Origin of the sequence: Streptomyces sp. NPDC101490, from assembly GCF_044767145.1 — a bacterium.
In the GTDB taxonomy this organism is placed as follows: domain Bacteria; phylum Actinomycetota; class Actinomycetes; order Streptomycetales; family Streptomycetaceae; genus Streptomyces.
Map to the genome: position 1 here is coordinate 145,867 of NZ_JBIWNI010000001.1, position 24,469 is coordinate 170,335.

A 24,469-nucleotide genomic window follows, 5' to 3' on the forward strand; every position below is an offset into this window, starting at 1 on the left:
CCGCGCCCCCCCCCGCCGCCCGCCGCCCCCCCCCCCCCCCCCCCCCGCCGCGGGGGCCCCCCCCCCCCGGGCGGCGCGGCGGCGGGGGCGGGCGCCGCCCCCCCCCCCCCCCGGGGGAGGAGCGGGTCAGCGCACCTGGCCGAGGAGATCGTGCAGAGTGTTCCCGGCCGACTCCACGAGCCCGGCCACGTCCTCGGGGGCGGGCGCACCGGCCGTTCCCGATCGCTCCGGAACGGCCCCGGCGGACCTGGCCGAGTGCCCGGCGGACTTCTTCTCGGACTCCCGCGTGGACTTCTTCTCGGACTTCTCCGCCGCCGGGACGGCCACCGGTTGCGGTTCCGGTTCCGGCAGCGCCGGGCAGACCGCGTCCACCTCGCCGTCGTCCTCGGCGCGCGGGACCCTCCCGTCGGCGAGGTAGGCCGCCAGATGCCCGTCCAGGCACGTGTTCCCGCCGAGCGTCACCCCGTGGTTCTCACCGCCCTCCTCGACGACCAGGCTGGAGCCGCGCAGCAGCCGGTGCAGCGCGACCCCGCCCTCGTACGGCGTCGCCGCGTCCTCCGTGGCCTGGAGGACGAGGACCGGCGGGATCCGGTCGTTGCCGACGTCCGGCGGGGTCAGCGACGGCACCGGCCAGAACGCGCACGGCGCGTTGTACCAGGCGTTGTTCCAGGTGGAGAAGGGGGCCTTGGCGTACGCGTCCCAGGTGTCCTTGCGCCAGACGTTCCAGTCCCGGGGCCAGCCCGCGTCCCGGCACTGCACGGCCGTGTACACCGAGTAGCCGTTGTCGGAGGCCGCGTCGGCCTCCCCGAACCGCTCGTACGCCTCCTTCAGCGGCACCGCGTCCCCGTCGTTGACGTACGCGGCGAACGCCCGCGCGAGGCGGGGCCAGTAGCCGTTGTTGTACCCGCCCGGCAGGAAGGTGTCCTCCAGCTCGCCCGGTCCGACCTTCCCGCCCGCCGGGGCGTCGCGCAGGGCGTCGCGCATCCGGTACCAGGCCGCCTCGACCGCCGCCGGGTCGGTGCCGAGCCGGTACGTGGAGTCGTACCGGGCGATCCACGCCATGAACGCCTTGTGGCGCGCGTCGAAGGCGAAGTCCTGCGCGAGGTTGTCCTCGTACCAGACGCCGTGCGGGTTCACGACGGAGTCCAGCGCCATGCGCCGCACCCGGTCCGGGTGGAGCCGGGCGTACACGGCGCCCAGATAGGTACCGTACGAGTACCCGAGGTAGTTGATCCTCGGCGCGCCCAGCGCCCGGCGGATGACGTCCATGTCCTTCGCCGCGCTCACCGTGTCGATGTACGGCAGCACGTCCGCGTACTTCTCGCCGCAGGCCTTCGCGAAGGAGCGGGCCCGCTCGACCTGGACCCGCTCCTCCTCGGCGCCGCGGGGCACGGAGGCCGGGCGGACCGGTGCGAAGTGACCGGGCTCGCAGTCGAGCGCGGGCTCGCTCCTGCCGACCCCGCGCGGGTCGAAGCCGATCACGTCGTACTCCGCCGCCACCTTCGGCGGCAGCGCCGCCGCCACATGACCGGCCAGGGCCCGCCCGCTGCCGCCGGGTCCGCCGGGGTTCACGAGCAGCGGCCCCTGGAAGGTCTTCGCGGTGTGCGGCACCCGGGTGAGGGCGAGCGTGATCGTCCGGCCCGCCGGGTCGTCGTGGTCGAGGGGCGCCCTGAGGGTGGCGCACTGGAGCTTCGGGTACGCCTTGGTGGCGCAGTCCGTCCAGGTGAGCGGGGGGACCGGCCGGGGAGACGGCTCGGCGGCGCCCGCCGGGACGGCCGGCAGCACGGTGACCGTCCCGGCGACCAGCGCTCCCGCGGCGATCAGCATTCCTGCGCGTGGGGTCATAGGGCGTCCGTGCCCCGAACGGACCGGGACAGGACCCGCCGGAGCCAGAGTTGACCCGAACGGAGGGTGATCCGACGGCGTGTCAGAGAGGGGGGCAGCGCCGGGCGGGAGGGGCCCGGCGCTCCGGCGCCGGGCTCGACGGCCGGTGCGGGGGTGCGGGGGTGCCGGGGCCGGTGGGCCGATGGGCAGACAGGTCGGTCAGAGGAGTGTGAGCTGCTCGGGCGCCGCCGCCGACTCCGGCTCCTCCGGTACGGGGATCCGGCGGGCCGTGCCCCGGTGCGCGGGCCCGATCCCGAACTCGGCCGCCAGTTCGTGCACCTGACGGGTGATCCGGCGCTGGTACCACGTCGGCGCGTAGGCCCCGTCCCCGTACATCCGCTCGTACTGTCCCACCAGACCGGGGTGGTGCTCCCGCAGCCAGTGGACGAACCACTCGCGGGCGCCGGGGCGCAGGTGCAGCACCAGCGGGGTGACCGAGCTGGCTCCGGCCTCGGCGACGGCACGGACGGTGGCGCGCAGCTGCTCGGGCCGGTCGCCGAGGAAGGGGATGACGGGCGCCATCAGGACCCCGCAGTCGATGCCGTGCGCGCTGAGCGTGCGGACGACGTCGAGCCGGGCCTGGGGTGAGGGGGTACCGGGTTCGACCGTGCGCCACAGCTCGCGGTCGGTGAAGCCGACGGAGACGGAGATGCCGACCTCGGTGACCCGGGCCGCCTCGGTGAGCAGTTCCAGGTCGCGGAGGATCAGCGTGCCCTTGGTGAGCACGGAGAACGGATTGGCGCGGTCGCGCAGCGCCGTGAGGATGCCGGGCATCAGCCGGTACCGGCCTTCGGCGCGCTGGTAGCAGTCCACGTTGGTGCCCATCGCGATGTGCGCCCCGTGCCAGCGGGCGGAGGCGAGCTGGCGGGCGAGCACCTCGGGCGCGTTGACCTTGACGACGATCTGGGTGTCGAAGCCGATCCCGGTGTCGAGGTCCAGGTAGCCGTGGCTCTTGCGGGCGAAGCAGTACACGCACGCGTGTGTGCAGCCCCGGTACGGGTTGACCGTCCATTCGAACGGCATCCGGGAGGCGCCGGGGACCCGGTTGAGGATCGAGCGGGCCCGTACCTCGTGGAAGGTGATGCCCCGGAACTCCGGCGTGTCGAAGGTTCTGGTGGTGACCGCGTCCGTGCCGAACAGGGCGGTGTCGGTGGGAGCGGCGGGGTCGTCGCCCAGATTGTCCCAGCGCATGGACGCCTCCTCGGTGGTTCTTCCTCGGCTCCGCCATGGGTGCGGCTCGACCGTTCGGCCAGAATAGAACATCTGTTCCCATGATCACCGCAACCCGGATTTCGCGCCCCGGAGCGGGCGTGGTTCGCTAGGGCCTGTCCGACCATTCCCGTCGTCGCCCGCAGGGCGTCACGCGGCAGGCGGGAATCGTCGGACGGGCCCTGGGCCCGCACCCCCGAGGAACCACAAGCTGGAGGAAGTCAATGGCGCAGGTCGAGGCCACCACCGAACGGATCGTCGCGGCGGACGCGGAGACGGTGTTCGACGCGCTGGCCGACTACAGCGGCACGCGCGCGAAGCTGCTCCCCGAGCACTTCAGCGAGTACGAGGTCCGCGAGGGCGGTGACGGCGAGGGCACCCTCGTCCACTGGAAGCTCCAGGCCACCAGCAAGCGCGTCCGCGACTGCCTCCTGGAGGTCACCGAGCCCACCGAGGGGCAGCTGGCCGAGAAGGACCGCAACTCCTCCATGGTCACCACCTGGACGGTCACCCCCGCCGGTGAGGGCAGGTCGCGTGTGGTCGTCAGCACCGTCTGGAACGGCGCGGGCGGCGTCGGAGGCTTCTTCGAGCGCACCTTCGCGCCCAAGGGCCTGGGCCGGATCTACGACGCGGTCCTCGCGAAGCTGGCCGCCGAAGTCGAGAAGTGACGTGCCGGAGCGGAGAAGTAACGCCCCGGGCGTTCACTGATTCGAGTGCATCGTCCGCGTCCCCCGTACCGGCGCCCCGTGCGCCGGGGGGCGCGGACCCTCTCGTAAACGCGCTGATGAGCGCCCCAAGTACGCCGTAGGCCACGGTCGTTCGGGGCCCGGAGGGCCACCGGACCCCCACCCCCGTCGACTTGCTCCCCCTTCGCGGCCGATGCGAAGAATGGCGCGGCGCGCACGCCGTCCTGACGCGGCGCGGCCGCCGTCCCATGGCGGCGCGGACGCCGTCACGAGGGGAGCAGTACGTGGGTGCGATCACCATGGCCGAGGACGTCCGGGGCGGCGGGCCGCCCGTGACCGGCGGACCGCCCACCGACTCCGTCCCACCGCCCGGCCCGGTACCGCTCGACCCCCGCCGGGTCCGGCTCGTCTTCTGCGGCCTCATGCTCGCGCTGCTCCTCGCCGCGCTCGAACAGATGATCGTCGCCACCGCCCTGCCGAAGATCGTCGGCGAACTCCAGGGCCTGGACCGGATGTCCTGGGCGATCACCGTCTACCTCCTGACGTCGACCATCGGTCTGCCCGTCTACGGCAAGCTCGGCGACCTCCTCGGCCGCAAGGGCGTCTTCCTCTTCGCCATCGTCGTCTTCGTCATCGGCTCGGGTCTCGCGGGCTGGTCCCGCAGCATGGATCAGCTCATCGCCTTCCGGGCCGTCCAGGGCATCGGCGCGGGCGGCCTCATGATCGGCGTCCAGGCGATCATCGCCGACATCGTGCCCGCCAGGGAGCGCGGCCGGTACATGGGTCTCATCGGCGCCGCCTTCGGCGTCGCCTCCGTCGCCGGGCCGCTGCTCGGCGGCTTCTTCACCGACCACGTCTCCTGGCGCTGGTGCTTCTACTTCAACGTCCCCTTCGGGCTCGTCACCCTCGCCGTCGTCGCCGTCGTCCTCAAACTTCCCAAGCCCGCCGCGCGGGCCCGACTCGACGTGCTCGGCGCCCTGCTCCTGGCCGTCGCCTCCACCTGTCTGGTCCTGCTCACCAGCTGGGGCGGCACCGAGTACGCCTGGGGCTCCCGGGTCGTCATCGGTCTCGCCTGCGGGGCCGCGGGAGCCGCCCTGCTCTTCCTGGTGGTCGAGCACTTCGCACCGGAACCGCTGATCCCGCTCCGGCTGTTCCGCGACTCCGTCTTCACCGTCACCGCGCTCGTCGGGGCCGTCATCGGCATCGCGCTCTTCGGCGCCGCCAGCTACCTGCCGAGCTTCCTCCAGATGGTCGAGGGTGCCAGCGCGACCGAGTCGGGCCTGCTGATGCTGCCCCTCATGGGCGGCATCGTCGTCTCCTCCGTCGTCTCCGGCCGGCTCGTCAGCCGTACCGGCCGCTACCGCGTCTACCCGGTGGCCGGCGGAGCCGTCTCCGTCCTCGGCATGTGGCTGCTGTCCCGCATGGACGTCGGAACCCCGCGCCTGGAGTACAGCCTGTCCCAGGCCGTCCTCGGACTCGGCATCGGCCTCGTCATGCCGGTACTCGTCCTCGCCGTGCAGAACTCGGTGCGGCCCACCGACCTCGGCACCGCCACCAGCGCCCACACGTACTTCCGGCAGATCGGCGGCAGCGTCGGCGCCGCCGTCTTCGGCACCCTCTTCGCCTCCCGGCTCGACGACGCCCTCGGCGACCGCCTCGCCGGACTCGGCTCCGGCGGCGCCACCCTGCCGCCCGCCGAGGCGATCACCCCACAGACGGTGCACACCCTGCCGCCCGCCCTCCGGGACGCCTACGTCCAGGCGTACGCCGACGCGATGCCGCGCATCTTCCTCTACCTCGTGCCGGTCCTCGTGGTCGGCCTCGTCCTCGCCTTCCTTCTCAAGGAGAAACCGCTGGTGTCCCACCACAGCCCCACCACCGAGGCCACCGGAGCCGACGCCCCCGGCACCACCCGGGCCGTCCCGCATGCCCGGTACGCCCCCGCCGCCGCCCCGCTGACCTCGGGCTTTCCCGTCTGCGGCACCGTCCAGCACCACGACGGAAGCCGGGTCCCCCGGGCCGCCCTCACCCTCATCGACGTGCAGGGCCGTCAGGTCGGCCGCGGTGCCAGCGGCGAGGACGGGCGGTACGCGCTGAGCGCCCCCGGCAGCGGCGCGTACGTCCTCATCGCGGCGGCGGGCGGACACCAGCCGCAGGCCGTCTCGGTCACCGTCGGCGAACGCCCGGTCGAACTCGACGTCGTCCTCGGCGGCGCCGGACGCCTCGCGGGCAGCGTCGTCACCGCCGACGGAACGCCCGTCCGGGACGCCGCCGTCACCCTCACCGACGTACGCGGCGAGGTCGTCGCCTCCACCCGCAGCGGACACGAGGGCGGCTACGTCATCACCGAACTGGTCGCGGGCGAGTACACCCTCGCCGCCAGCGCCCCCGCCTTCCGGCCCGCCGCGCTCCCGGTGAGCGTCCAGGCCTCCCGCGAGACCCGCCAGGACATCGAGCTCGCGGGCGGCGCCGTGCTGCGCGGCACCGTCCGGGCAGGAGGCGGACGCCCGGTCGAGGACGCCCGGGTCACCCTGCTCGACGCGGCGGGCAACGTCGTCGACACCCTCACCACCGGCGCCGACGGAACCTTCCGGTTCGTGGACCTGTCCTCCGGCGAGTACACCGTCATCGCCGCCGGGTACCCGCCCGTCGCCACCGTCCTCCAGATGGCCGGCGGCGGACGCACCGAACGCGACCTCCAGCTCGGCCACCAGGACTGACCCGCTCGTTCCCGCCCGCGCGGGGCCGTGGACGGGCCGAGCCCCGGCCCGTCCACCATGAGGCGGACGGGCCGGGGCTCGGACGAGCGGGCGGTCACGGGATCAGCCGAGGGCCCGCATGCCCCTCCAGTCGACGGAGAGCACCGTCTTGGCGGGCGCGTTGGTGTTGGTGGTGGACGGGTAGTACAGCTTCATGTGGCCGGTGTCGCCGAAGCGCGCCCAGATGTCGGGGACGCCGTCCTTGTTGACATCGGGGATGCCGATCGCGGACAGGACGTTGGCCTCGGTCCACGTCGTGCCGAACGGGACGTCACCGTTGAGCGAGTTGACCGCCTGCTTGATCGAATCCAGGTTGACGCTGCCGGTGCCGCCCGTACCGGGCTTGCCGTGGCGGACGTACATGTTGCCGTTGTCCAGGTTGCGCCACAGCAGGTCGGGCGTGCTGTCCTTGTTCATGTCCGCGATGTTGACGATGTCACGGCGGGCCCACGCGGTGCCCTCCATCAGCGTCGCGGTCTGGAAGGTGGCGCCGGTGTAGCCGGACAGTACCCAGAACGCCGGCCCGGCCCGCAGGGCCAGATCGGGCAGCTTGTCGCCGGTGAGGTCGCCGACCGCCTTCAGCTGCGTCCAGGTCGACGGAGCGGGGGCGTTGGACGGCAGACGGATCTCCAGCCGGTGGTCCACGTTGAAGCTGCCGTAGCCGTCGCCCGGGTACAGCCAGAACTTCTTGTCCGGGGTGACCGCGAACATGTCCGTCGAACCGTCGCCCGGGTACGTGTCGTCGTAGTGCGCGATCAGCGCCGCGGTGCCCTCGGCGTTGATCCAGTGGTTCGGCGGGTCGACCTTCTTGCCCTTGGTCACGTACGAGGCGGCGAGGCAGCTGTACAGCTCACCACCGGTGCCGGGGACCTTCGGATCGGCGGGGGCGCCCACACAGTTCTTCAGTTTGCCGTCCGGGTAGAGGACGAGCAGGTCGGCGATGTCGTCGCCACCGGTGTCCATCGGACCGTCGGCCTGGTCGCGCGGCGGCAGGTAGAAGCCGTAGCTGCCGCGCAGACTCTCATTGCCGTGGACGTCGTAGGCGTACACGTTCAGGACGTTCGGCCCCGCGTGCCTGGGCAGCAGGCTCGGGAGGGTGACCTTGCCGCCCGACGGGGGCGGTGACTGGACGAGGGTCTCGCCCTCGAAGGCGTACATGAACTTGGTGGCGCCGCTGGCGGTGAAGGTGAAGTCACCGGGGGTGCCGAACTTGACCTTGGCCCAGGTCTTGCCGTCGGGTGTGGCCTCCAGGAACACGGTGCTGCTGATGTCCGGCTGCGGCGGGGCGGTCGGGTCCACGGTGATCCGGCAGGGCTCGGTGCCGTTCGGGAAGAACGTGGACTGGTCGAAGGGGTCCTCGGACCGCACGTCCCACGAGAACAGCGTGTTGGCCGTGATGTTCTTCAGGAGCGGGTCGTCCGCCTGGATGATCATCTGGCCGTAGCCGTTGCCGTCCGCGGTGGCCACGTGTTCGGACTTGGTGGTCGCGCCGGACTTCCAGAAACGGAACCGCAGCTTCGGGACGGTGCCGTCCGGGTCGGTGGCCTTGGCCTTCAGGGTGATGGCCGTCCGGCCGATGGCGACGCTGTTCGTCGGCCCCGGCACGCATGCGCCGCCCGGGGAGGAGGTGCCGACAGTGGGCTGGTTCGGCGGCCGGTTGTACTGGCCCTCCAGCACCGCGGAGCTCGCGAGGAACTTGCGCCAGGTCTGCGTGTCGGTCTCCGTGCTGGCGCGCATGCCGAGGGTGACGCTGCTGTACTCGGCGGTCACGGCGTGCTGGACTCCCGACAGCACGTTGAACGCCGCGTAGTCGTCGGGGCAACTGCTCGACCAGCCGTGGGCGAAGGGCTTGGTGTCCACCTTCTTCGTCCAACCGGGCTGGGCCTTCCAGGTCGTACCGGTGGAGATGGAGCCGGTCAGCCAGAGCTCGAAGTTCCGGTCGGTGCAGGACCAGGAGTGATTGTTCTTGACCTTGAAGGTGGCCCAGTCGAACTTCGCGTCCTTGTACTTCGTCGAGGAGAACCCCATCTTCCAGAAAGAGCGACCGAGTCCACCCGTCTCGCTCTCATAGCCGACACGGGCGTCCGAGGTGCCGGAGGAGAAGTTGGTGCCGTTCCAGAAGCTGGAGGTCGGGTACTTCCGGTACGCGGTCGTCCAGCCGCCCTTGGGGCTTTCGAGCGGCGGGTCGATGAAGACCGGGTATGCGGTGTCAGGGTGGCCGAGGAGCCCGGTCCGGCTCATGCCCAGGTTCAGGACGGCCGTACCGGTGCCGGCCCCGTCGAGTGCGACCGGGAGCGGCGCGGAGCGGGCGCCCGGCTCGATGCCCGAGAGGCCCGACAGCTTCAGCACGTCGGCGGGTTCCGCGACCGAGGTGCGCAGAGGGGTGCCCGGCGGCAGCTCCGGGTCCTGGCCGCTGGAGTCCCAGGCGAAGGGGGTCGGGATGCTGCCGACCTCCCTGCCGGCCTTGTCCAGAACCTGGATCCGGCTGGCCTTCGCGTCCTGCTCGAAGACCGCGGTCTTCGAGCGCAGGCCGTACGAGACGGTCGCGAGGTCCTTGTTCCGTGCGGCCTCGGGGGTCTTGACGATCAGGAGCTGGCCGAAGCCGCCCTCCTCACGCGCGACCAGCAGCAGGTCCACACCGGGAAGGACCTCGGAGTAGAGGGCGCGAGGGCCGTTGAGCACCGGCTCCGGAAGGGGGCCGGGCCAGGTGTAGGCGATGGTGTGGCCGTCGAGGTCGGCCTCGGCGAGGACGGTCGCGTCGCCCGGACCTTCCGCGAGCGGCATGCGGACGTACGAACGGTCGGCGCGGTCCGCACCGGAGGTGCCCCCGGAGAAGCGGACCGGGATGGCCGCGTTGACCGGACGGACCGACAGGGCGCCGGACTTGTCGTCGCGGCGCAGGGTGTTGTCGATGGGCGCCCAGTCGCCCCGCGCGTTCTTCGCGCGCTGGGGCAGCGCGTGGATCTGGGTGCGCATCTTGCCATTGGGCAGCGCCCATATCTGCTCGGTGGCGGTGGTCGCCGCGTCGACGAGCACCTCCTTGCCGGTCCGCTTGGCCTCGGCCGCCGCGGCGGCCTCGTCCCTCGGCCCGGTCGAGGTCTTCTGGGCCTTCGCGGGCGAGGACTTGGCGGTCGGAGGAGGCTCGCTCGGCTGCCACCAGGGCAGCAGAGCAGCGGTGAGTGCGGCCAGGACGAGGCCGAGAGTGAGGGTCAGCCGTGTGCGGGTGCGCACGAACGGACTGAGAAGACGAGGCGGCGCGGGCACGGCGGCTACTCCCGTGGGACCAGAGGGATGTACGGACAGCACAGAAAGCCCCGACGGACGGATCCGCAGGGCATAAGGCGCGCACACGATCACACGTTCAGCACCGGGCGTCCATATCTGAAGAATTTATGAAGACGTTACGTGCGTGGGTGCTATGCCTCGGAACAGGACTAGTTTGCCTAGAGTTGACCTAATCCAGGGCTTTCTTTGATCGTAAATAGCCGCAGTGCCTGGTATGTCCGCAAAGATCATTGCTGTAGGTATCTGTTTGCAACTGCACCGTGGTGAATCTCACTGGCGGGTCGCCCGGACCATCTCGACGATCTTGAAAACAGTGCGCACATGTCAGAGAGTGCGCACGCACGCGCCTGATCACAGGTGCGTGCTTCTTGGTGTTTCCGCACCTTCTCTGTTGTCTTGTTCGTCTGGGTGGGAGTCGACGCGTGATGCGTGCTTCAGAACCACTGTCCTGGGTGGGGCGCAACCGCCTCTCCATGACAGAGCCACAAAGACGGCGCCGTCGGCGAAGCCGCACGGCGACCGTCCTCCTGATGTCATCGATATTGACGGTGACCAGCCTGGGGTCCCAGGCGCTCGCGGTCCCCGGCGACGGCATGAGCCGTGAGCGGACGGCCTCCGAGGTCGATCTGCCGGACATCCCGGAGAGCACCGCGCTCGCCGACGACACCAGCGGTGACAAGGCGCTGACCCTCGGGGACGAGCAGCCGATCGAGCCCTATGTCCCCACGTCCGTCGCCCCGTGGAAGGAGGACGCGGGCAAGGCGTTGCTCACCGCGGCCACCGCGCCCGGCACCACCGTCCCCGTGGTCAACGAGACCACGGCGGCAGGGCTTCCTGTCGCGATCGGCGTACCGGCCGACGGGAATGCGGAGGCCATCGACGGTGACTGGCGGGTCGCGGTCAAGTCGACCACGACGTCGGAGGAGACCGGCGTCCCCGGCATGATCCTGGAGGTCGTCCCCCCGGCGGATGCCGATCGGGCCGCGAAGGTCACCATCGACGTCGACACCAGCGGCTTCGCCGACCGCTACGGCCCCCAGGCCACCGAGCGCTTCGGCCTGGTCCTGCTGCCGAGCTGTGTCATCGACTCCCCCGACACCGGTGACTGCGCCCCGGACGCGGGCGTGGAGACGATGTCCGGCAGGAGCGACGTCTCCGAGGGCATCGAGCGACTGCGCTCCACGGTCACCGAGGTCCCGGCCGCCGAGGCCCCCACCAAGGTCAAGCTGGCGAAGAGCGCGCCCACTCGCACGATCCTGTCCGGCTCGGTGCCGGTCGGGAACCTGCTCCCGGACGCCGCCGCCTCGAAGGTCTCCGGAGCCTCGGCCCGGCAGACCGCACTCCAGGCCGCCGACACCTCCGGCCGCCAGGTCATCGGCGCGATGGACACCGGCGCCTCGTCGAGCGGTGACTTCACCGCCTCGCCGCTGCTGTCCGCCGGCTCCTGGGCCGCGGGCTCGTCCAACGGCGCCTTCACCTACAGCTACCAGGTGCAGGTCCCGGAGGCCGCCGGCGGCCTGACGCCGAAGGTCGGCTTGGGCTACTCCTCGCAGACCGTCGACGGCCGCACCTCGGCGACGAACAACCAGGCCTCCTGGATCGGTGACGGCTGGGACTACAACCCCGGCTCCATCAGCCGTACGTACGTCAACTGCCGCCAGGACTCGAAGAAGCCCGGGTCCAACAACAAGGACCACAAGACGGCCGACCTGTGCTGGGGTTCGGAGAACGCCACCCTGTCCCTGGGCGGCATGACCACCGAGCTTGTCTGGGACGACACCAAGGGGCCGAAGGGCTCCGACGGGAAGCCCGAGGGAGCCTGGTTCACCGCCAACGGTGACGGCTCGAAGATCGAGCGGCTCAAGGACACGTCCAAGGACCCGCGCTCGGACATGAAGGACGCGGACGGCGAGTACTGGGTCGTCACCACTAAGGACGGCACGAAGTACCATTTCGGCCTGAACAAGCTCCCGGGCTGGTCGGACAACGGCGCCGCCGCCGACGACCCGTACACCGACTCCGTCCTCGCGGTCCCGGTCTACGGCAACCACGTGGGGGAGCCCTGCTACAAGGGCTCGACGACCACCGAATGGAAGAACTCCTCCTGCAACCAGGCATGGCAGTGGAACCTCGACTACGTCGAGGACGTCCACGGCAACGCCATGTCGTTCTGGTGGGAGCGCGAAGAGAACTACTACGCGAAGAACTTCTACTTCAAGGGCCCGGTCAAGTACCACCGCGGCGGCAGCCTCTCGCACATCGATTACGGCCAGACCAAGGGCACCGTCTTCAGCGCCACCGCCCCCGGCCGTGTCGACTTCAAGACCGCGGAGCGCTGCTACGCCAAGGGCACGCTGATCTGCAGCCCGGAGAACTTCACGTCGACCGACCCGGGCAAGTACCGCATCTGGTACGACACCCCCGCCGACCTGAGGTGCCAGGCGGTCACCTCGACCCACAAGAGGAAGTGCTGGAACGCTGGTCCGACCTTCTGGACCACCAAGCGTCTCGACAAGATCATCACCGAGACCCAGCGCCGCACCGACACCACCGGGCGCCAGGTCGTCGACGAGTACCAGCTCAAGCAGAGCTTCCCCATCCTCAAGACCGGTGTGAACACGGCCCTGTGGCTGGAGTCCATCCAGCGCACCGGCTTCGCCCGCGACGGCTCGACGACCGCCTCGGCCAAGCTCAACCCGGTCCGGTTCGAGTCCAACGAGGAGGCGATGCCGAACCGCGTCCTGCGGCGTCAGACGACCGGGGAGAAGAAGGGGGATCCGGCCAAGGAGGAGACGCGCCCCGGCTTCTCCAGGCTCCGCATCGCCCGTGTCGTCAACGAGTACGGCGGCGAGACCGTCGTCACGTACAAGGTGCCGACCTGGGGCAACGCGGCGGACGGCTGCGCCAGCAAGCTGGGCCTGCCCACCAAGACGGACAAGGCCGAGCTCAAGGCCAACACCCGGCTGTGCTACCCGACGTACTGGCACCCGGACCCCGAGGTCGAGGACATCGACTGGTTCCACAAGTACCCGGTCGACTCGATCGAGGAGCTGCCGAACGTCGAGGGCTCGTACTCCACGCTGACCTCGTACGACTACAAGAACGCCGGCTGGAAGCTCGCCGAGGCGGAGTTCAGCAAGAAGGCCACGCGCACGTACTCGCAGTTCGCGGGCTTCGAGCAGACGACCGTCGTCACCGGTGAGCGGAAGGCCGCCGCCGACAACGGCGAGGGCTCCAACCCGGGCGAGGACACGCCGGGCGTCGAAGGCCCGAAGACCAAGGCGGTCACCCGCTTCTACCGGGGCATGGGCGACACCGTCCCGGTGAAGGACATCGCGGGGAACACCCTCATCCACAACGGAGCCACGGTCTACGACCGTGAGGCGTTCGCCGGCCGGATCTCCGAGGAGTTCAGCTACTCCAACGCGACCGATGCCGACGGCAGCTGGCTCACCCGCAGCCTCACCGTGCCCGAGGTCACCGAGCTTGCCAGCCGCGACCGCGGCGACGGCCTTGACTCGCTGAAGGCCTGGCGCGTCACCGAGCCCGAGGAGGTCGCGTACACCAAGTCGTCGGGCACGGGCGACGACAAGCGCACCCTGCGGAGCGTCCGTACCAAGACGGACTTCGAGTCCACGCACGGACTGCCCACCCAGGTCGAGTCCTTCGGCGACACCGAGAAGGCCGGCGACGAGTCCTGCACCAAGCTGGAGTACCTGCACAACACCAGTCGGAACATCATCGGTCTGACCAAGCAGGTCCTGGTCTCGCCGACGTTGTGCGCGGACGCGAACTGGACGGACCTCTCGACGCTCTCCGGCGGCCGGACCTCCTACGACAACACGGCCTACGGCACTGCTCTCGCCGACACCACCCGAGGGCTGGCCACCGAGACGTGGTCCATCAACGGTGACAGCACCGGATGGCGTAGCGGCGGCACCTCGACCTTCGACTCCCTGGGCCGGGTCACCAAGCAGACCGACCCGGACAAGAAGGAGTACAAGACCACCTTTGATCCGGCCGAGGGCCAGGTCTTCAAGGTCACCCACACCAATCCGCTGGGCCACTCCCAGATCCAGGAGGTGGAGCCGGGTCGCGGGACCGCCCTGAAGACGACCGACGCCAACAACCACGTCAGCGAGGCGAAGTACGACCCGCTGGGCCGTCTCGTCGAGGCGTGGTCTCCCGGCCGGACCCCGGCGTCGAACGCGGTCCCGGACTTCAAGGCCGAGTACGTCACCCCGGGCGACCAGCCCGACCCGAACGACCCGGACGGCGGAAAGCTCCGCAAGCCCCCGTACATCACGACGTACAGCCGTGGCTACGAGGACCGGGTGGAGAAGTCCGTCACGATCTACGACGGTCTGGGCCGTGAGCGCCAGTCGCAGGAGGAGGCGGACGGCGGCGGCCGTCTGATCACCGACACCCTGTACAACCGGGCCGGTGAGGTCTACCAGACCAACAACGCCTACCTCAATGAGGAGGCCCCGAGCGGGGAACTGTTCACCCCGCGTGCCGACACCACGGTCCCCAACATCACCCGCTACAAGTACGACGGCCTCGGCCGGGTGCTCGAGGAGATGCCGGTCCTCAAGGTGGCGGTCCCCGGAACCACCGAGGCCATCTCCCAGGAGGTGCCCGCGAAGGCGACCCGTTACGAGTACGGGTCCGACTGGTCGAAGGTGACCCACCCGCAGGGCGTCTCGTCCTACCGGGTCTACACCGACGCCCTCGGCCGCACCACTCGAACGGACACCTTCAACCCGGCCGCCCCCGGCGGCTTCACGTCCACGGGCTACACGTACGACAGCCGTGGACAGATGACGAAGGCGACCAGCTCGACCGATCCGACCCACCCGTGGGAGTGGACGTTCGACTCGCGCGGCCGGGTGGAGACCGCGACCGACCCGGACACCGGCGTCACGAAGATGACGTACGACCACCGCGACCGGCCGCTGACGACGACCAACGCGCGGAACCAGACGGTCTGGAACGCGTACGACGAGCTGTCCCGGCCCAAGGAGCAGCGGATCGGCGGCTCCAGCGGCGCGCTGCTCGCCGGGTTCACGTACGACACCGTCGCCGGGGGCAAGGGCATGCCCGCCTCCGCCACCCGTTACACGGATGGTCTGGCGTACACCCAGAAGGTCAACGGTTACACGAAGGACTACCAGCCGACCTCGACGACGCTGTCCCTTCCCTCGTCGCTGGCCACCACGTGGGGCATCCCCGCGGACTACCGGTACGACTACAAGTTCTCCGACAACGGCATGCTGGAGGAAGCGACCCTTCCCAAGGCCGGCAAGTTCGACGCGGAGAAGCTGGTCATCCGTTACAACAAGGAGGGCAACCCGCTCTCCGTGTCCGGCAAGGACTGGTACGGATCCGAGACCGTCTATTCGCCCTATGGTCAGGTCCTGCGCTCGACCCTGGGCGCGGTGCCGTACCGGGTGTGGGCCCAGAACTCGTTCGACGAGTCCACCGGTGAGCTCCAGAACCAGATGGTCTACCGGGAGCAGACCGGCGGCGCCGGTCCGGTCGCGGGCAACCTGGTCTCCAAGCGTGAGTACGCATACGACCCGGCCGGAAATGTCACGGGCATCCGTGAGCACGCCACCGGGATCGAGGAGCGCCAGTGCTTCACGTACGACCCGCTGGGTCAGCTGAAGACAGCCTGGACCTCGAAGAACCAGGACAACTGCGCCACCCCGAAGAAGGCGGACGGCACGCTCGACGTCGCCGCGGGCAAGGACAACTCCGGCTACTGGCAGGAGTACGAGTATGACCTGCTCGGCAACCGCACCAAGCTGGTCGAGAAGGACCTGACCGGCGCCACGGCCAAGGACGCGACCACCACGTACCAGTACGGTGTGGGCACGGCCAAGAGTCAGCCGCACACGCTCACCAAGGTGTCGAAGACCTACACCACCCCCGCGGGTGCGCAGATCAAGGCCGAGGCCGAGCGCATCTACGAGGTGACGGGCGAGACGAAGACCATCACCTCGCTGGAGAACGGTGACAAGCAGAGCCTGAGCTGGACCCCGGACGGCAAGGTCGACCGGATCACCGGTGCGGGCACCGGCGGCAAGACTCCCTACGTGGGCCTGGCCGACAAGTGCATCGACCTCAAGAGCGGTGTGGTGGCTGCCTCGCAGCCGATCCAGCTGTACAGCTGCAACACCACCCAGGCGCAGAGCTGGAAGTTCACGCCCACCCCGGGCCCGGCGACGAAACCGCAGAAAAACCCCAACAGGGGCACGCTGTCGGTGTACGACGACTGGTGCCTTCAGCCGGCCGCCGACACGATCGGGTCTGCGCTCCAGATCCAGAAGTGCGGCACCGATGCTGCTGCGACGACGGCGCAGGAGCTGGAGCGCACCGCCACCGGTCAGCTGATGCATATCGTGTCCGAGCGGTGCTTGGCGGTCCAGGGCGCGAACTCGGCCAACGGAACGGCGATCGTCCTGGCCACGTGCGACGGAGCCTCCGCCGCGCAGCTCTGGGCGCCGCAGAACGACACCCGTCACATCTACGGTCCCGGCGGCGACCGTCTGCTCACCATCAAGGGCAAGACGGCCACCCTGAACCTGGGTGACACGGAGGTCACCGTCCAGCAGGGTGGTGTCCTGGTCAACTCGCAGCGCACCTACGCCAGCCCCGGCGGCGCGGTCATGCGCCACGCCAACGGCACGGGAGGGGACCAGCTGGTCGCCCTGACCACTGACCACCAGGGGTCCACCTACTCCGAGGTCGTCCTCGGTGGTGGGATGGACGTGCGGATCCGCAAGCAGGACGCCTTCGGCAACCAGCGCGGCACGAGCACGATCGGTGTCAACCAGCAGTCCCACACCGGGTTCCTCGGCAAGACCAGGGACGACTCCTCCGGATTCACACTGCTGGGCGCGCGTCTCTACGACCCGGTGGTCGGACGCTTCCTCTCCGCCGACCCGCTGATGGACCTGAACGATCCCCAGCAGGCCAACGGATACGTCTACGCGCACAACAACCCCGTCACCCACGCGGACCCGACCGGACTGGCGATCACCCTGACCGCCTCGGAGAAGGCGGCGGCCCTCGCGGGCGCGGGCCTGTCCGCGGCGCAGGTCGCGCAGGCGCAGGCCACCATGGGCAAGTCCCTGACCTCGGTGATCCTCGGTGCGGCGTGGAGCGTGCTGAGTGACTTCATCGGTCTCAGCGACGCCATGGCCTGCTTCGGTGGTGACATGTGGTCCTGCGGCAGCATGATCGTCGGGGCTATCCCGTGGACCAAGCTGGGCAAGATCCCGTCCGTCCTGAAGGCGGTCAGCCGCACGATCGACGCCATCCAGGCGTTCAAGAAGGCGAAGGCGGCGGCCGAGGTCGTCCTGAAGGCCGCGAAGGCGGCCGAGGCATCAGCCTTGAAGGCCAAGAAGGCCGCCATCGAGAAGGCGAAGAAGGAGGCCGCGCAAAGGGCCAAGAAGAAGGCGGCCGAGGCCGAGAAACGAAAGGCGGACGCGGCGGCAGCCGCGAAGAAGAAGACCGGCAACCCGGTCCAGAAGCAGGCCCAGGCCAAGGCGGCACCGAAGGCTTCGACGGTGGCGAGCGCCAGCAAGGGCAAGGGTGGCGGTGGCGGCGGCAAGAGCGGTGGTACCAAAGCCAGCACGTCGAAGCCCGGTGGCTCGTCGGGCGCCTCGTCCCGCAGCAGCGGCGGTTCCAGCGGCGGTTCCTGCAAGACAGACAGCAACAGCTTCGTGCCCGGCACGAAGGTACTGATGGCCGACGGATCCGCCAAGGCCATCGAGGACGTCAAGGCGGGTGACAAGGTCGTCGCCACCGATCCGAAGACCGGGGAGACCCGGATCGAGACGGTCACGGCGGAGATCAAGGGCAAGGGCCTCAAGCGCCTGGTCAAGGTCACCATCGACACGGACGGCCCGAAGGGAACGAAGACCGCCGAGGTCACCGCAACCGATGGCCACCCCTTCTGGGTCGCCGAGCTGGGGCAGTGGATCGACGCCACAGATCTGGAGTCGGGCAACTGGCTTCGTACCGGCGCGGGCACCCTGGTCCAGATCACCGAGGTCCAGCGCTGGACGGCCCAGGACGAGACGGTCCACAACCTGACGGTATCGGACACGCACACGTACTATGTGCTGGGGGCAGCGACTCCTGTTCTTGTCCATAACTGCGGAGAGCAGATATCCGACCTAGCCCTCGGTACGTCGGATCATGGACTCGAGGAATTCGCGAACGACAACGGGTATACCCACTTCATGAAGGAAACGCTTGAGAATGCTCTTGCGAATGTCAACGACGTGTTGAACTATCATGACGAGGCCCACGTTCACGTGCGTCTTGACGGGTTCAAGTTGCATAGCGGGAAGCAGGGTACTCCTGTAGAGTTGTTCGACGATGCGGTCACGCAGGGGCAAGGTGACAACTGGTTCACCACGCAGAGAGAGATGGCGACCCTGGAGCGGGCCTTTAGGGTGGGGAATCTCGCTACGAGTCGGCTTACTTTCTATATGGGGGGTAAGGACATCACGAGTGAAATCCTGGCAGGTTCTAAGTTTCTAGGAGGTTCCTAGTGGCTTTGGTCGCAGCGTGGGACCGGGTGTTTCGGGCATGGCATTTCTCGGTCAGCTATAATCGGATCCTGCTTCGCAGTCTCAGTGAAGAAACTTCTCCGGCGAGAGTGGACGTTCTTTTCTCCAACGTTTACTTTCTTCAGATTCCGACGAAGTTCTCGCGTCTTGAGATCCGTAAAGGTGAGGGCCGTGAACCGTCGCGCGTAGAGGTCCCTGTGGGCACTCGTGGAGAGTGGTTCGACATTAACTCTGGTGAAGGGTATGTCTATGCCACGCATTGTCAGTGGCATGAGGATGAAGGCAACTCGATGACCCCATCTCGCTTTGGGCCGCTGAAGAGAACGGACTGAAGCGAGTGAACCGCGATTGAGTGATTCGGATCGTGGTTTACTAGAATGCCCGACCGGATTATTCCGGTCGGGCATTCTTTAATAGGGGTTCCCTCCGGTGAAGGCCTTGATCTATATCAAGCCCCGCCCGACGCCCTCCGCAGCGTGCTGATGCACGACCCGATCGCCTCCTGGAGTGCCTCCAGGCGCTGGAGCATGTCGGCTTCGTAGATCTCTTCCTCCAGGACCTCGTCCAGGGTCAGTTCCTCGAAGACCTTCGTCGCCTTCTGCAGGCTGTTGTAGAACTTCGTGCGCCGTTCCTGGACCCGCAGCGCCGGGTCCTCCTCCACCGCCTTGGCGACCAGGCCCTTCACCGTGTCGTAGGCCTCGCCGGCCCACTCGCCCGTCTCCTCCGAGTCGTCCAGCTCGTCGAGGAGCGACAGGTGCCGTTCCGCCTCGGCGCGCAGTTCCGGCGGCGCCGCCACGGTCTGGCCTGCGGGCGTCCTGATCTGGCCGTTCTCCACGATCTGGCGGACGTAACCGATCCGGTCCGCCGCCTTCGCCTCGCTCGCCACCGCCTTCTTCAGGTCGTCGGTCCGGGCGAACGCCCTGGCCATCTCCGTCTGGAGCGCCGGGTCCTCCTTCATCCGGTCGAGCAGCGCCCCGCGCGCCGCCTCCGCCGTCCCAGGGTCCGCCAGGATCGCCGCCCGCAGGGCCGTCGGGTTCTCCGCGACCTCCAGCGCCTTCGTCGGCCGGATGCCCTCCGCCTCCGCCGCCGCGCTGATCGCCTGGCCGCGCACCGAGGAGGCGCTGTTGCGGGAGGCGTAGTACTTGAGCCAGACGTCCGCGTCCGGCAGGTCGATGTCCTCGCCCGGGACCAGCACCTCGAACTGCGGGACCAGGCCGTCGTCCGCCGCCATGTCCCAGGCCCGGTAGTGGCGCATCACCCGCTCCGGCGAGCAGCCCGCCAGCTCCGCGAACGCCTTCGCGGAGACCTTCGCCCGGGCCGTGCCCTCGGCGGGCTGGCCGCCGGGCCGGACGCTGCGCGCCACCTTGAGGGCGAAGGCCCAGCCGCCCGTGCGCGCGTACACGCCGAAGTCGTGGGCGTCCCTGACGACGACGGGGTCCACGTCGGCCGCCGCCGGAGCCTCCTCCTCGTCGGATTCGGCCATGGTGTCGGGCTCGACGGCGGGAGCCACCGCCACCGTCCCGGTCTCCGTGGCCGCGTCCGGCTGCTGCACCCAGAAGCCTCCCGGCTCCACCGGCGCCTCCACCACGGGAGGCTCGGCGGTGGCGGGCGCGGGGACGACGGGGGAGGTGGAGGTGTCGGACGGGGCGGGGGCGATGGTCACCGAGGGCACTCCGGAAGGTCGGTTGGGAGAACTGCGGCCGACAGCCTATACGCACCTCTTGGCGATGATTCGCCCGATTCTGGACATTCGGGCATCGGGTCGCCGGAATATCGTTTTGCGCTCCGGACGGCCGTCCCGCAAGATGCGGTCATGACCTACGGAATCGAGTCCCACCCCGCGCGATGAGCGCCCCCGACGAGCGCGAGACGCTCGCCACCTCCCTGTACGCCCATGTCCTCGCCCTGCGGGCCGCCGCTCCCGACGCACCCCTGCCCCCGGGCGGCCTGCCCCTTCCCCGAGGCGCCCGCCCGCCGCGAGACGGAGCCCCCGGCCCGCGCGCGGGAGGCCTGGCCGGCCGTCACCACCCTCGTACGGTCCGCCCTCGCGGACGCCGACCCCGTCAGGGCCGCCCTGGCGCTGGAACGTGAGCTCAGCGCCGCCGGAATCCGAGACCGGCACGTGTACGCGGCTGTCGCCGCCCTGCCGCCTCCCCGAAGAAGCCCGCGACCGGGCCCGCGCGCTCGCCCGTGCCCTGACCCGTACCGGCACCACTGTCACCGCCGTCGCCGCCGGGCTCGGTCTCCTCGTCCCGCTCGGGGAACCCGAGGACGTGCCGTACCTGCGCGCCCTCGGCCTCCTCGAAGGGCTCGGCGACCGGGCCGCCAGGGCCCTCGCCCCGTTGGACCGGAAGGCCGCCGCAGTGGCCTGGCTCGTGCGCGAGCGGAGTGACGTCCTCAGGCCGCTCGTGGACGCCCTCGTCCGGGGCGACGAGCGGACCGCGCGGGCCCTGCTCACCGGTCTGTCCACCACACCACGGGACCTCGGCCGACGGCAGGCCCGGTACATCGCCGAAGCCGTGGGCCTGACCGCGCTCCTGCGGGACGGACCCGGGCTCCTCGTCCCCGCGTTCGGTCTCCTCGCTCGCATGAGCGAGGGACCGGAGGCCGAGATCCGTGCGTACGACGAGGCCGTCGCCCTGTACGAGACGGTGGCCGACCGCGCCCGCGAGCTGCCGCCGCTCCTCGGACACCGGGCCCGGCTCGTCACCCTCGTCCAGGAACTGGACAGCGGGGACGCCCGGCTCCTGCCCTGGCCGCCGGGCCGCCGCAGGGCCGTGCTCACCGCCCTCCTGGCGGCCGTCGGGGAACCGGAGAACCTCTCGGACCCGGCAGCCTCGGCGGACCGGCGGCGCGCCGAGTGGGTCCACCGCACGGCCCGTCACCTCGCCGCCGTGACCACGGCGGTGGAGGCCGGAGGCCGTCGCGCGGGTGCGGCCGGTGTTCCCCCCACCTCCCGGCTGCGGATCGAGGTGGCCGTCGGCGACCTCGGGGAGCCGACCGGAGTCGAGACCCGGCTGCTCGTCGACGGACGTCCCCTCGTGCCCTCGGTCTTCGGGTCGGGAGTGGGAGAACCGCCCGAGACGGTGCTCCTGAACGGCGCCCTGCGCGCCGGACCCGAGCCCACGGAAGTGCGGCTCGCCGAGGCGATCTGCACCGAGGGCTGCTGCGGAGCGCTCTACGTCACCGTCCGCAGGGACGGCCCCCACGTCGTCTGGGACGGCTGGCGGCGGCCGGGCGCCCCGCCGGGACTTCCCCACGCGCCCGCGTACCGCTTCGACGCCGACGCGTACGACCGTGAGGTCAGCCGCGCCGAGCGGGACCTCGGCTGGGCGTGGCCCGCCCGCCGCACCGCCTGGCTGATCGCGGAGGGGCTGCGGGAACGGCCCGGGATCCTCGCCCGGTGGGGGCTGCGCCGGGGATGGATCTCCACCGACTTCCACCGGCCGGACGTCACCGTGATCACCTTCCTCGGACCGCCGCTCCGCCCGGACGGCACACCCGACGCGGAGGCCGCGCCCCGGGAGTTCCTCCGGCACCTTCCGGACGACGGCCGCCCGCCTCGGGACCGCGCGGCGGAGGCCTTGCGCCGCCTGGCCGAGAAGGATCCCAGGCGGCATCCGGAACCGGGGGAGTGATCTGTACCGCCGTCCCGGTGAGCGCCAGAGGTCCACTCCAACGATGGTTATCCACAGGGGTGGTGGGGCCGCCGGGCGGCGCGTACGGTGCCAGACATGAAGATCCTCATCAGCGCCGACATGGAGGGCGCGACCGGTGTGACCTGGCCCGCCGACGTGCTGCCCGGCACGCCCCAGTGGGAGCGGTGCCGCACCATGTTCACCTCCGATGTGAACGCGGCGGTGCTCGGCTTCTTCGACGGGGGCGCCGACGAGGTCCTCGTCAACGAAGCCCACTGGACCATGCGGAACCTGCTCCTGGAGCAGCTCGACGGGCGCGCCGAGATGCTCACCGGACGGCACAAGTCGCTGTCCATGGTCGAGGGCGTGCAGCACGGGGACGTCGACGGCATCGCGTTCGTCGGCTACCACACCGGGGCGGGCGCCGAGGGCGTCCTCGCCCACACCTACCTCGCCAACTCCCTCACCGGCGTCTGGCTCAACGGCGAGCGCGCGAGCGAGGGCCTGCTCAACGCGCACGTGGTCGCGGAGTACGGGGTCCCCGTCGTCCTCGTCACCGGCGACGACCTCACCTGTGAGGACGCCCTCGGATACGCCCCGGAGGCCCCCAAGGTCGCCGTCAAGGACTACGTCTCGCGGTACGCGGCGGTCTGCCGGACCCCGGCCAGGACCGCCGCCGACATCCGGGCCGCCGCCAGGACCGGGACGGCGCTCGCCGCGCGCCACGAACCGGTCGTCGGCGGCCCCTTCACCATGGAGCTGGAGTTCGACGCCGAGCACCTGGGTGCCGCCGCCACGGTGGTTCCCGGCGTGGCCCGGAGCGGCGAGCGCCGTGTCTCGTACACCAGCGGGACGATGTACGAGGCAATTCGCACGTTCAAGGCGGTCACGACCATCGTCTCGGCCGCGGTGGAGGAGCAGTATGGCTGAGGAGGTCCGGGGACCGGACACGACGGCGCTCGACGAGGTGGTCACCTTCACCTCCGAGCTGATCCGCGTCGACACCACCAACCGGGGCGGCGGCGACTGCCGGGAACGGCCGGCGGCCGAGTACGTCGCCGAGCGGCTCGCCGCCGCCGGAATCGAACCGGTGCTCCTGGAACGCACCCCGGGCCGCGCCAACGTCGTGGCCCGCATCCCCGGCACCGACCCCTCGGCCGACGCGCTCCTCGTCCACGGCCACCTCGACGTGGTCCCCGCCGACCCCGCCGAATGGACCGTCCACCCCTTCTCCGGGGAGGTCCGCGACGGAGTCGTCTGGGGCCGCGGCGCCGTCGACATGAAGAACATGGACGCGATGGTCCTGGCCGTCGTCCGCTCCTGGGCGCGCCAGGGCGTCCGGCCGCGCCGGGACATCGTCCTCGCCTACACCGCCGACGAGGAGGCCAGTGCCGAGGACGGTTCCGGGTTCCTCGCCGACCGGCACGCCCACCTCTTCGAGGGCTGCACCGAGGGCATCAGCGAATCCGGCGCGTACAGCTTCCACCCCCAGCCGGGCACCACCCTCTACCCGATCGCGGCGGGGGAGCGGGGCACCGCCTGGCTCAAGCTGACCGCCCACGGCAGGGCGGGACACGGCTCGAAGGTGAACACGGCCAACGCCGTCACCCGGCTCGCCGAGGCCGTCGCCCGGATCGGCGCGCACACCTGGCCGGTCCGCCTCACCACCACGGTCCGCGCCGCCCTCACCGAACTCGCCGGGCTGTACGGCATCGAGGTGGACACCGGGGCCCCCGACCTCGATGTGGACCTGCTCCTCGACAAGCTCGGCCCGGCCGCCGCCCTCGTCGAGCCGACCGTCCGCAACAGCGCCAACCCGACGATGCTCTCCGCCGGGTACAAGGTGAACGTCATCCCCGGACAGGCCGTCGCGTACGTCGACGGGCGGACGCTGCCGGGCACCGACGAGGAGTTCGCCGCCACCATGGACCTGCTCACCGGACCGCACGTCCAGTGGGAGTTCCACCACCGCGAGATCGCCCTCGAAGCCCCCGTCGACTCGCCGACCTTCGCGAAGCTCCGCGCCGCCGTCGAGCGCTTCGACCCCGCCGGGCACGTCCTGCCGTTCACCATGTCCGGCGGCACCGACGCCAAGCAGTTCTCCCGGCTCGGCATCACCGGCTACGGCTTCTCGCCGCTCCGGCTGCCCCCCGACCTGGACTACGGGGCCCTCTTCCACGGCGTCGACGAACGCGTCCCCGTGGACGCCCTGCACTTTGGCGTACGGGTCCTCGACCACTACCTCAGGTCCGCCTAGGGCGGGTTTCGGAAGGCACACCTGCCTGGCGATGCCTGGCACGCACGGTCGCCGCGTTGCCGGGATCGCACGCACCGGACGCCGCCAGGCCCGCCCTCCGGGCAGACGGCGCTCCTTTCGAAACCCGCCCCAGGGCCGTGACCGCCCGCACAGAGAATCCGACAGG

General features: G+C 70.3%; 11 protein-coding genes. 7 read left to right on the top strand and 4 right to left on the bottom strand.

Features of this window, described 5'->3' with window-relative positions; genetic code table 11:
- Positions 1–126: 126 nt before the first annotated feature.
- Positions 127–1,845 (bottom strand): alpha/beta hydrolase, encoded by a 1,719-nt coding sequence (locus ACIRQY_RS00655; protein ID WP_403921158.1) that lies wholly within the window; start codon positions 1,843–1,845, stop codon positions 127–129.
- A 198-nt stretch (positions 1,846–2,043) separates the two neighbouring features.
- The gene (locus ACIRQY_RS00660; RefSeq protein ID WP_403921160.1) at positions 2,044–3,075 is read right to left on the bottom strand and encodes an Rv2578c family radical SAM protein; all 1,032 of its coding nucleotides are present in this window, start codon (positions 3,073–3,075) and stop codon (positions 2,044–2,046) included.
- Between the two features lie 242 nt (positions 3,076–3,317).
- On the opposite strand from ACIRQY_RS00660, the gene ACIRQY_RS00665 reads away from it, so the two are divergent.
- Both ACIRQY_RS00665 and ACIRQY_RS00670 read left to right on the top strand, forming a co-directional pair.
- Positions 3,318–3,761, top strand: coding sequence for an SRPBCC family protein (locus ACIRQY_RS00665; RefSeq protein WP_403921163.1), 444 nt, complete (start codon positions 3,318–3,320; stop codon positions 3,759–3,761).
- Positions 3,762–4,078: 317 nt separating this feature from the next.
- Positions 4,079–6,499: an MFS transporter gene (locus ACIRQY_RS00670; protein WP_403922246.1), complete on the top strand. Its 2,421-nt coding sequence runs from the start codon at positions 4,079–4,081 to the stop codon at positions 6,497–6,499.
- 102 nt (positions 6,500–6,601) lie between these two features.
- Here the strand turns inward: ACIRQY_RS00670 and ACIRQY_RS00675 are convergent, their stop codons facing one another.
- Positions 6,602–9,769: a hypothetical protein gene (locus tag ACIRQY_RS00675; protein WP_403921166.1), complete on the bottom strand. Its 3,168-nt coding sequence runs from the start codon at positions 9,767–9,769 to the stop codon at positions 6,602–6,604.
- A gap of 584 nt (positions 9,770–10,353) precedes the next feature.
- Here ACIRQY_RS00675 and ACIRQY_RS00680 point away from each other — a divergent pair.
- Complete coding sequence (locus tag ACIRQY_RS00680) at positions 10,354–18,390, top strand: ricin-type beta-trefoil lectin domain protein (protein ID WP_403921169.1); 8,037 nt, start codon at positions 10,354–10,356, stop codon at positions 18,388–18,390.
- Positions 18,390–18,740, top strand: a complete 351-nt coding sequence (locus ACIRQY_RS00685) for a hypothetical protein (protein WP_403921172.1) — start codon at positions 18,390–18,392, stop codon at positions 18,738–18,740. The genes ACIRQY_RS00680 and ACIRQY_RS00685 overlap by 1 nt, the downstream gene beginning before the upstream one ends.
- Before the next feature lie 116 nt (positions 18,741–18,856).
- On the opposite strand, the gene ACIRQY_RS00690 is transcribed toward ACIRQY_RS00685, so the two are convergent.
- Positions 18,857–20,071, bottom strand: a complete 1,215-nt coding sequence (locus ACIRQY_RS00690; protein WP_403921175.1) for a hypothetical protein — start codon at positions 20,069–20,071, stop codon at positions 18,857–18,859.
- Between the two features lie 424 nt (positions 20,072–20,495).
- On the opposite strand from ACIRQY_RS00690, the gene ACIRQY_RS00695 reads away from it, so the two are divergent.
- The 3 genes from ACIRQY_RS00695 (at position 20,496) to ACIRQY_RS00705 (ending at position 24,303) form a co-directional block, all read left to right on the top strand.
- Entirely contained in the window at positions 20,496–22,046 is a 1,551-nt protein-coding gene (locus tag ACIRQY_RS00695; protein ID WP_403921178.1) for a hypothetical protein, read from the top strand.
- Positions 22,047–22,142: 96 nt separating this feature from the next.
- Positions 22,143–22,976 carry a M55 family metallopeptidase gene (locus tag ACIRQY_RS00700; protein WP_351780209.1) on the top strand — a complete coding sequence of 278 codons (834 nt, stop codon included), beginning with the start codon at positions 22,143–22,145 and terminating at the stop codon, positions 22,974–22,976.
- Positions 22,969–24,303 (top strand): M20/M25/M40 family metallo-hydrolase, encoded by a 1,335-nt coding sequence (locus tag ACIRQY_RS00705; RefSeq protein ID WP_403921181.1) that lies wholly within the window; start codon positions 22,969–22,971, stop codon positions 24,301–24,303. The genes ACIRQY_RS00700 and ACIRQY_RS00705 overlap by 8 nt, the downstream gene beginning before the upstream one ends.
- Positions 24,304–24,469: the final 166 nt, after the last annotated feature.